The sequence below is a fragment of the Mesorhizobium sp. B1-1-7 genome, assembly GCF_006442705.1.
Taxonomy (GTDB): Bacteria; Pseudomonadota; Alphaproteobacteria; order Rhizobiales; family Rhizobiaceae; genus Mesorhizobium; species Mesorhizobium opportunistum.
This window is the reverse complement of record NZ_VFWQ01000019.1, coordinates 53,158-62,661: the sequence shown is the minus strand read 5'-3', so window position 1 is coordinate 62,661 and position 9,504 is coordinate 53,158. Positions and strand designations below refer to the sequence as shown.

The following is a 9,504-nucleotide window of genomic DNA, read 5'->3' as shown; positions in this document are numbered from 1 at the left end:
GCATGTTCGCCCCACGAAAGGCATAACTCAAATTATCATTTTTTGGCCAAAGACCGCAGATAGCTAATGCCTCGAAAAACCATTCCCACCTTGCCGCCGCTCGACTGGCTGCGCAGTTTCGAGGCTGCCGCGCGGCTGTCGAATTTCACGGCGGCGGCCGCCGAACTCGGCCTCACCCAGGCGGCCGTCAGCCAGCACATCCGGTTTCTGGAGGAGCGGCTGAAGACCCGGCTGTTCTCGCGGTTGGCGCGAGGCGTCGCGCTGTCGCCGGAAGGCGCCGCCTACCTGCCCCACATCCAGTCGGCCTTCGCTACCATCTCCAGCAGCACGACGGAGCTGTTCGAGCCGCGCGCCGTCCAGACCGTCTCGATCCGGGTGCCGATCTCCTTCGCCTTGCTGGTGCTGGTTCCGGCACTTCCCGATCTCGCCCAGGCACTGCCGCGCATCCAGCTCGATCTTGTGACGATCCACCGCCCGACCGACTACGATCTGCCGGGGTCGGTGCTGGACATCCGCTTCGGCAACGGCGCCTTTCCCGGGCGCGAAGCCGACAGGCTGACCGCCGAGCGGCTGGTGCCGGTGGCGGCTCCAGCCTTGGCTGCCGATGCCGACTGGACATCCCTGCCGCTGCTTCTGGTCGCCGGTGCACGCGAAATGTGGGCGGAATGGTTCGCGGCGGCCGGATTGGCTGGCCACCTCCAGCGATCGCACCGCTTCGACAGTTTCGTCGCCGCCATGGAAGCGGCGAGCGCCGGTGCCGGCGTGCTTTTGGGGTCGCGCCCGCTGATCGATGCGGCGCTCGACAGCGGCACGCTGGTCAGGCTCTCGGATTTCGAGCTTTCCAGCAGCTCGGGGCATTTCCTGACCAAGGCATCGACCGCACAGCTCACCAGCGCCGAGCAGGATTTCCGCACCTGGCTGCTGGGGCGCCTCTCCGGTGTGGCCTCGGCCTGACTATACCCCTACCCGTGTGCCGATACGCTTCCAGTAGATCAGCGTGCCGGTCAGGCCGCCATGCGGTTTCAGCGCATAGTCCGGGATTTCGCCGGCCAGGGTGAAACCAAGCCTCTCGTAGAGGCCCGAAGCGCCCTCCTCCGTCGCCGTATCCAGAACCAGCAGCGTGCGCCCCTTCTCGACGGCGAGACGCTCCGCGGCCCGCATCAGGCGCGTCCCGACACCCCTGCCCCGGTGTTCGACCGATGTCATCAGCTTGGCGATCTCGGCCCGGTGCGGCTGGTTGGGTGGGCAGTCGAGCAGCAGGGTGACGGTGCCGACCAGGGCCTTGCCGTCCCAGGCGCCAAGCACCGCCCTTTCCCCTTTTGCCGCCGCTGCCAGCGATCTTTCCCAGAATGCGGTTGCCGCTTCCGGTGCCAGCGGATGCATGAAGCTGACCGATCCGCCGGCGGCAACCGTTTCGACCAGCAGGTCGGCCAGCATCGCCAGCGTGTCCGGACGTGCGCCGAGGGCTTCGATTTCGATGGAATTCATGCCTTCGATATCCTTTGGAAGCAGTGAAATGAGTGAAGCAAGCTTGCCCCGGTCAGCCCAGTTGGCGTACACGACGCCGTTTGCGCGCGGCCTTGATGGCGCTGATGCGGTCGGCGTCTTCTTGCCCGAGATGACGCCCGCGCTCCAGGATCTCGAGCGTGTATTCCTCATAGGTCAGGCCCAGCCGCTCGGCCTTGTCCATGCGCATCAACATGACATCACGGCTCGGCGCCTTCCATGCCCTGGCATGGGCGGCCTGCCAGGCGAGGAAGATGTAGGGATCGCCCTTGCCCCATGGCGGTCCCTTGTAGTCATCGAGAGGCGGCCCCCCATTGTGGGAGCGCTTTGGCCGTCTTGCCATGATCTCAGCCCCTGACCAGCGCCACGAGATAGTCGGCGCCCGTCTCCAGCGCATGGAAGGTGCAGTCCGACGGCGCCCCGAGCGCCAAGCAGTCGCCGGGCTCGAGCGTGTGTGCCACATCGCCCTCGATGAATTCGAGCCGCCCGGAAATCAGCCATATCTGCTGTTTGATGAAGGCGTAGGACGCGGCCGGAAAACTGACCTTGGCGCCCGCCGGCAGATGCACCTTGATCAGTTCGAGCGGCATGTCGCAGGCGGGTGAAAGATGCCGCCTGACATAGCCGGTATCGGGATCGCGCCACATAGGCTGGTCGCTCTCGCGCAGCAGCCCACCACCCTGCAATTCCGCCCGTGCGATCAAGGTCGACAGCGTCATGCCGAAAGCGGCGGCGATCCGCACCAGAAGAGCCGCGGTCGGGCTGGTCTTGCCGCGCTCGATCGTGCTCAACATCGCCTTGGAAACCCCGGATCGCTCGGCAAGCTCCGCCAGCGACCAGTCACGCATGACCCTCTCGGCGTGTATGCGCCTGCCGATGGTGGAGGAAATGTCGTTCGCTATATCATCCATTCGTCCAGTATAGCGAAATTCCAAGATTGGAGACAAGATGGGAGAAGAGCCATCTCGCGACAATTTTAGCTGGCTCTTTAATCCTCTCTACACCATCCGACCTCACCCGACCTTAACCCCGTTCCCGTAGGGTCGATGCTCCAGGGAAATGGGGATTGTCCTGTCCATGTTTGTCGAACGCGAAGCTTCCGTCGGAGAACCGACATCGCAGGAGCGCCGCCACGCGGAGCAGAACGACAGGCGCATCCTTGGCAACGTCGTGCAATGCGACGGCGCCCGCGCCACCATCAGCGCCTTTGCAGACGAAGTCGACGGCGCGGTCACCGGCCTGTGGACGGTCGGCAAGATGATCTCGATCAACCTGGGCACGACGCGCACCGTTGGTCTCGTCTATGCGATCGGCAAGTCGGACCGCGCCTGGAACAATGAAGGCCAGAACGCCATCGAGGTCAGCATCGAGTTGATCGGCGAAGTGCGTGACGGTGCTGAGCCCGGCGCCAAGCCGATCTTCGACCGCGGCATCACCACCTATCCGCATATCGGCGCCGTCGCGCACCGCATCCGCAGCCGGGATCTGCAGGCGGTCTACGATCTGGCCGGCCGCCATTCCATCACCATCGGCTCGCTGTCGCAGGACGAGACGATCGCCGCCAACATCGCCATCGACGACACGCTGGCGCGCCACTTCGCCATCGTCGGCACCACCGGCGTCGGCAAGTCCACCGCCGTCTCGCTCCTGCTGCGCAAATCGATCGCGGCGCGGCCGGATCTGCGCATCCTGATCCTTGACCCGCACAACGAGTTCGCGGCATCGCTGCCCGAATATTGTGTCAGGGTCGATTCCAAGACGCTCGACCTGCCGTTCTGGATGTTCAAGCTGGAGGAGTTCGCCGAGGTGCTGTTTCGCGGGCGCGAGACGGTGCCGGAGGAGATCGACGCCTTGCGCGACCTCATTCCGCTCGCCAAGAACCTCTACCGCAACCCGAATTCGGGCGCGTACCTCAGGCGCGGCAACGACGCGCTGACCGCCGATACGCCGATACCCTACCGCATCGCGGACCTGCTCAAGCAGATCGACGAGCGCATGGGCATGCTCGAAAGCAAGAACGAGCGCCCGACGCTCAAATCGTTGAAGACGCGCATCGAATCCGCGGCCGCCGATCCGCGCTACCGCTTCATGTTCAGTTCGCGTCTGATCGAGGACACCATCCACGAGACGATCGGCAACATCTTCCGCGTACCGCATCACGGCCGCCCGGTGACCTGCTTCGAGATGGCCGGCATGCCCTCCGAAGTGGTCAATTCCGTCTGTTCGGTGCTGGCGCGCCTGGCCTTCGACCTTGCTTTGTGGAGCGAAGGCAAGCTGCAGCTCCTGCTGCTGTGCGAAGAGGCGCATCGCTACATGCCGGCCGACGCCCGCCTCGGCTTCGCGCCGACTAGGCACGCGCTGTCGCGTATCGCCAAGGAAGGCCGCAAATACGGCTGCTATCTCGGCGTCGTCACCCAGCGTCCGGGCGAACTCGACCCGACCATCCTGTCGCAGTGCTCGACCTTCTTCGCCATGCGCCTCGCCAACGAGCAGGACCAGGCGATCATCCGTTCGGCCATCGCCGACTCGTCCGCCTCCACGCTCGCCTTCCTGTCGTCCATGGGCCAGCGCGAAGCCATCGCCTTCGGCGAAGGCGTGGCGACGACCATGCGGCTGAAGTTCGAAAGACTGCCCGCCGAGTTGCTTCCCGGTGCATCGAAGCGAGAGCAGCAGGAAGCAGCGAAATTAAACGACGACGTCGATCTGGTGGCGATCGTCGAGCGGCTGCGCAACGTGCCCAAGCCGCAGCCGCAGGGCATGCCGTTCGCCGAAGTGGTCGATTCCGGCAGACAGGCAGGCGATCCCGACTACCGCAAGCCGCCGGCCACCACCCGCGTCCAATCGGACGACGATTTCGACATGCGCTACGGCCTCAAGCCCGCCACCTTCGGCCTGCGCCCGCAGAACGATTGAGCCTGGCAATCGGGTCCATCCGCCGATAGCTCGAAGTATCTGCGTCAAACATCCAAGAGCCGTTGACCAGCTTGGGCAAATCCCGTCAGGGAATATTGGTGTCGAATTCGAGAACCGGAGCGGAGCGGACATTCAGTCCGTGAGCACCGGAAGCGCAGAAGTCGGCATCAAACGGCCGGCCTCACGAATTCAGTGATGGGATTTTAGGCGCAGACGCGGTTGCGGCCTTGTCGCTTGGCCTCGTAGAGCTGGCGGTCGGCGCGGCGATAGAAATCTTCCGCCGTTTCCTGCCTGTCCCAGACGGCAAGGCCGACGCTGGTCGTGATCTTGAGCCGGACATTGCCTGTCAGCACCGACATGTTGGCGATCGCCTTGCGGATCCGCTCGGCAAATTTGCCCAGAAGCTCCGCATCCATGTTGGGCGTAACCACGGCGAACTCCTCGCCGCCCAGCCGCGCCACCACGTCGTGGTAGCGTGTCATGTCCTTCAGGCAACTGGCCACGGCCCTGAGCACCTCGTCGCCGACGTCGTGGCCGTGTGTGTCGTTGACCTGCTTGAAATGATCGAGGTCGAGGATCATCAGCCCGACCGGCTTTTCGATGCGCCTGAACTCTTCGAGATATTCCTTCAGCGCGTCGTCGAAATAACGCCGGTTCTGCATCCCGGTCAGGCTGTCGGTCAGGGCCGCGTGCTCGAGCGTTTCGGAGCGCGCGCTGAGCGAAACCGTCATGGCGCGCAGCTTGCCTTCCTCCGTCGCCTGTTTGCGGATCAGCGGGTAGATGAAGAAGATGCCGAAAAACAGTGCGGTCGCAAGCAGCACGCCTGTCGCGAACAAAAGCTTGTTGAGGTAGATGACCTTGTCCAGGCCCGAAGCCGTATGGAGTTCCGTGGCGAAGGATTGCAGTTGTCCATAGGCATGCAGCGTCACCAGGCCCGCGGCCAGGATCACGAAGATAAAGACGAAAAATGCTGATTCCGCCTTATGGAAACGCATCTGCTCCCCGATGGAAAAGTGCCCATCGACTTTATGGCACGGACCGACTTACGGAGCGTTAACTTGGACAACCTCGGCGGGAACTCTTTCCTTGGGGTCAACTTTTCAGGTTGTATTGGCAACAAGTGCTTGGATCGTGGTTTCGAGATCGTCACCAGGGCGCAATCTTTGCCATTCCGGCCCCAGTTGATGCCGGAACCAGGTCGCCTGCCGCTTGGCATATTGCCGCGTCGCGATCTTGGCGCGTTCGATCGCCTCGGGAAAACTGGATTGCCCGGCCATCGCGCCCTGCAGCTCACGAACGCCGATCGCCTTCATCGCCGGCAGGTCCGGATCGAGATGAAGAGCCGCAAGTTGCCTGACTTCCTCCAGCGCGCCCTTGTCCAGCATCTGGTCGAAACGCCTTTCGATGCGATCGACCAGCACAGCCCGGTCCGGCTCGATGACCCGGAAATGCGCCGTCTGCCTGTCGATGAGCGGCCGGCCGCGCTCGGCCTGCCATTCCAGGATCGATCGGCCGGATGCATCGAGCACTTCGAGCGCGCGCACGATGCGTTGGCTGTCGGTGGGCTTCAATTGCATGGCGGTTCTCGAATCCTCGCGCAGCAGGATGCCATGCAGCTTGACCGATCCCTGTTCCTTCAGTTCGTAGCGCCAGCGGTCGCGCACCTGCTGGGGAATGTCGGGCATTTCCGAAATGCCCTCGGCCAGCGCGCGAAAGTAAAGCCCGGTGCCGCCGACGAAGATCGGCCGTCGCGAGAGCGCGCCGTCGTCGATCAGCTTCGTCACGTCGCGCAGCCATGCTCCCGTCGAGTAGGCGGTGCCGGGATGGACGTGCCCATAGAGAAAATGCGGCGCTCGTGCGAGGTCGGCCGCTCCCGGCCTGGCGGTCAGCACGTCGAGAACCGAATAGCCTTGCATGGAATCGGTGTTGACGATGACGCCGCCCGTGCGTTCTGCCAAGTCGAGCGCCAGTGCCGACTTGCCGCTGGCGGTCGGCCCGGCTATCAGGATCGCGTTCTTCACGCGGCCTTCGCCCGCACCCGCGCCGGAATTCTCGATGCCGCTCATTGCCACGCTTGTTTCCCGTCCCGCTGACCGCGCTCTGTCGCCGTCGCTTGCGAATATGGCCTCACGGTCGGTGGGCGCAAGCGCCGTCGTCTGGCTGGCCGAAGGGATTGCCTGCGATCTTGCCCTGCCGCAAGAAGCCGACGCCGCCGAAACCACCGCCGTCCTGCGCGCCGCACTGGCCGCGGAGCCGGTCGATGTGATCGTCCAGCAGGCTGACGCAAGGCGAAAGAAGATCCTCATCGCCGACATGGATTCGACCATGATCGACCAGGAATGCATCGACGAACTGGCCGACGAGATCGGCATCAAGGATCGTGTTGCCGTCATCACGGCGCGGTCGATGAATGGCGAGATCGCTTTCGAACCGGCGCTGCGCGAACGCGTGGCGCTGCTGAAGGGCCTCGAAGCCGCCGTGGTCGACCGCATCGTCACCAACCGGCTGACATTGGCCTCAGGCGGCCGCGCCCTGGTTCAGACCATGCGCGCCAACGGCGCCTGGACGGCGCTCGTGTCTGGCGGCTTCGAAGTCTTCACCACGCGCATCGCGGCCATGCTTGGGTTCCAGGAGAACCGAGCCAACCGCTTGCTTGAACAGGACGGATGCTTCACCGGGCTGGTCGGCGAGCCGATCCTTGGCCGCGCCGCCAAGGCCGATGCGCTGCTCGAAATCACCGCCCGCCTCGGCTTGACACCGGCTGATGCGATCGCCGTCGGCGACGGTGCCAACGATCTCGACATGATCCGCCTGGCCGGCACCGGTGTCGCGCTCCATGCCAAGCCGACCGTGGCGGCCCAGGCCAAGATTCGCATCGACCATGGCGACCTGACCGCATTGCTCTATCTGCAGGGCTATCGCCAGGAAGAATTCGTGCAATGAAACCATTGCGAACCGAGCGCCTGATCCTGCGCAACTGGGAAGACCGCGACCGCGACCTGTTCCACCGCATCAACTCCGACGAACGGGTCATGGAGTTCTTCCCGTTCCGCCGCGACCGCGCCCAGGCGGACGCCAAGATGGATGAATTCCGCGCCTGGATCGCTGAGGATGGTTACGGTTTCGCGGCAGCCGAAATTGTCGCCACGGGCGAGTGCATCGGCTTTGTCGGCCTCCTCGACACCGATCATGTGCCGTCCCTGCCGGCCGGCACCGTCGAGATCGGCTGGCGGCTGGCGCCTGACTTCTGGGGCAAGGGCTACGTCACCGAGGCAGCCGAGGCGTGGCTAGCCTACGGCTTCGAGACGCTTGGCCTCGATGAAATCGTGTCATTCGCCGTCGCGGCCAACCGCCGCTCCACGGCCGTCATGGAACGTCTCGGCATGACAGCCGATCCATCAGCCGACTTCGATCATCCCAACATTCCCGACAGCCACCCCGCACTCAAGCGGCATGTGCTCTACCGGCTTTCGCGCAAGGACTGGCAAGCAAGAAAAAAGGCGGCCGGTTAGCCGCCTTTTTGAATCGCCGGATTGAAATCTCAATCCATCCGGATCGTCACGAAGCGCAACTCGCCGGTCTTCGACGCCAGCATCAGCAGCGCGTTCTTGCGCCCCTGTTCCTTAAGGGCACCGATCCGGTCCATGACGTCCTTGGGCGTGGCAACCGATTCCTGGGCGATCTCGGTGATCACCTCGCCGGGCTGGATGCCGCGCTCCGAAGCGGCCGAATCCTTGGCGACATCGGTGATGACGACGCCCGACACATCGGCCGCGATGCTGAACTTCTTGCGCGTCTCGTCATTGAGTTCGCCGACGGTCATGCCGAGCACGGAGGCCGTCGAGACGGCCGGAGCCTTGTCGCCCTTGTCCTGATCGGTATTGCCGCCTTCTTCGGCGTTGGCGGCCTTCTCGCCATCCTCGAGCCGGCCGAGCGTCACCTTCACGGTCTGCTCGACGCCCTTACGCACGATCAGCACGTCGACCGCCTTGCCGACCGGGCTTTCGGCGACCACGCGCGGCAGGTCGCGCATTTCATGGATATCCTTGCCGTCGAACTTGAGGATGACGTCGCCGGCCTGGATGGTGCCGTTGTCGACAGGACCGCCCTTGATGACGCCGGCGACCAGCGCGCCCTTGGCGGTCGCCATGCCGAGGCTCTCGGCGATATCGTCCGTCACCGGCTGGATGCGCACGCCGAGCCAGCCGCGCCGTGTCTCGCCATACTGGCGCAGCTGTTCGACAACGCCCGAGGCGAGCTGCGAGGGGATTGAGAAGCCGATACCGATCGAGCCGCCGGACGGCGAAATGATCGCCGTGTTGATGCCGATGACCTCGCCGGCGCTGTTGAACAGCGGGCCGCCGGAATTGCCGCGGTTGATCGCGGCGTCGGTCTGGATGAAATCGTCATAGGGGCCGGAATTGATGTCGCGGTTGCGGGCCGAGACGATGCCGACGGTGACGGTGCCGCCGAGGCCGAACGGATTGCCGATCGCCATCACCCAGTCGCCGACGCGCATCTTGGTGGAATCGCCGAACTTCACCGCCGTCAGCTTGTGGCCTTTCGGATCGACCTTCAGCACCGCGACATCCGTCTTGGTGTCGGTGCCGACCAGCGTCGCCTTCAACGTGATGCCGTCGGAGAAATTGACCTCGATGTCGTCGGCGTCGGCGATCACATGGTTGTTGGTGACGACGATGCCCTGTTCGGCGTCGATGACAAAACCGGACCCCAGCGACTGCACTTTCTGCGCGCCATTGTCCTTGTCGCCGCCCCGGTTCTTGAAGAAATCGTCGAAGAAGTCCTGGAAGGGTGAGCCCTCGGGCAGCTGCGGCATCGGCACCGCGCCCGGACCTTCCGTACCCTTCACCGTCTGCGAGGTCGAGATGTTGACCACCGCGCCGAGCAGTCCTTGCGCAAGGTCCGCCACCGAGGCCGGCCCGTCGGCGGCGAATGTCGGGGTCACGAAGGACGGGACAGCAACGGCGCCGACGAGAAGCGCCGCCGCGCCAGCGATGAACGTCCGCCGTGCCGCGCGCAAGAGGAGTGTGGATGTCATCGAGAAGCCTCCCGGTATGTCTGAAA

General features: G+C 64.1%; 10 protein-coding genes. 4 read left to right on the top strand and 6 right to left on the bottom strand.

From position 1 onward, the window contains the following. Nucleotides 1-66 precede the first annotated feature (66 nt). The gene (locus tag FJ978_RS27310; protein WP_140575624.1) at nucleotides 67-954 is read left to right on the top strand and encodes a LysR family transcriptional regulator; all 888 of its coding nucleotides are present in this window, start codon (nucleotides 67-69) and stop codon (nucleotides 952-954) included. Here the strand turns inward: FJ978_RS27310 and FJ978_RS27305 are convergent, their stop codons facing one another. Genes FJ978_RS27305 through FJ978_RS27295 form a run of 3 tightly spaced genes read right to left on the bottom strand, consistent with a single transcriptional unit; the run spans nucleotide 955 to nucleotide 2,417 of the window. After that, nucleotides 955-1,488: a GNAT family N-acetyltransferase gene (locus FJ978_RS27305; protein ID WP_013894756.1), complete on the bottom strand. Its 534-nt coding sequence runs from the start codon at nucleotides 1,486-1,488 to the stop codon at nucleotides 955-957. A 52-nt stretch (nucleotides 1,489-1,540) separates the two neighbouring features. Then, the gene (locus FJ978_RS27300) at nucleotides 1,541-1,849 is read right to left on the bottom strand and encodes a hypothetical protein (RefSeq protein ID WP_140575620.1); all 309 of its coding nucleotides are present in this window, start codon (nucleotides 1,847-1,849) and stop codon (nucleotides 1,541-1,543) included. 4 nt (nucleotides 1,850-1,853) lie between these two features. Then, nucleotides 1,854-2,417, bottom strand: a complete 564-nt coding sequence (locus tag FJ978_RS27295) for an XRE family transcriptional regulator (protein WP_140575617.1) — start codon at nucleotides 2,415-2,417, stop codon at nucleotides 1,854-1,856. A gap of 166 nt (nucleotides 2,418-2,583) precedes the next feature. Between FJ978_RS27295 and FJ978_RS27290 the strand changes: the two genes are divergently transcribed. Beyond that, nucleotides 2,584-4,419 carry an ATP-binding protein gene (locus FJ978_RS27290; RefSeq protein WP_013894752.1) on the top strand — a complete coding sequence of 612 codons (1,836 nt, stop codon included), beginning with the start codon at nucleotides 2,584-2,586 and terminating at the stop codon, nucleotides 4,417-4,419. Between the two features lie 203 nt (nucleotides 4,420-4,622). Here the strand turns inward: FJ978_RS27290 and FJ978_RS27285 are convergent, their stop codons facing one another. Together FJ978_RS27285 and miaA are read right to left on the bottom strand one after the other, a co-directional pair. Then, nucleotides 4,623-5,414, bottom strand: a complete 792-nt coding sequence (locus FJ978_RS27285; protein ID WP_013894751.1) for a GGDEF domain-containing protein — start codon at nucleotides 5,412-5,414, stop codon at nucleotides 4,623-4,625. A 105-nt stretch (nucleotides 5,415-5,519) separates the two neighbouring features. After that, entirely contained in the window at nucleotides 5,520-6,485 is a 966-nt protein-coding gene (gene miaA, locus FJ978_RS27280; protein ID WP_041164177.1) for a tRNA (adenosine(37)-N6)-dimethylallyltransferase MiaA, read from the bottom strand. Between miaA and serB the strand changes: the two genes are divergently transcribed. Both serB and FJ978_RS27270 read left to right on the top strand, forming a co-directional pair. After that, nucleotides 6,475-7,362, top strand: coding sequence for a phosphoserine phosphatase SerB (gene serB, locus FJ978_RS27275; RefSeq protein ID WP_013894749.1), 888 nt, complete (start codon nucleotides 6,475-6,477; stop codon nucleotides 7,360-7,362). The two genes, miaA and serB, sit on opposite strands and share 11 nt — an antisense overlap. Next, entirely contained in the window at nucleotides 7,359-7,931 is a 573-nt protein-coding gene (locus tag FJ978_RS27270; RefSeq protein WP_013894748.1) for a GNAT family N-acetyltransferase, read from the top strand. Before serB ends, FJ978_RS27270 begins: the two co-directional genes overlap by 4 nt. Nucleotides 7,932-7,960: 29 nt before the next feature. Here the strand turns inward: FJ978_RS27270 and FJ978_RS27265 are convergent, their stop codons facing one another. Beyond that, nucleotides 7,961-9,478 carry a DegQ family serine endoprotease gene (locus FJ978_RS27265; RefSeq protein WP_140575613.1) on the bottom strand — a complete coding sequence of 506 codons (1,518 nt, stop codon included), beginning with the start codon at nucleotides 9,476-9,478 and terminating at the stop codon, nucleotides 7,961-7,963. Nucleotides 9,479-9,504: the final 26 nt, after the last annotated feature.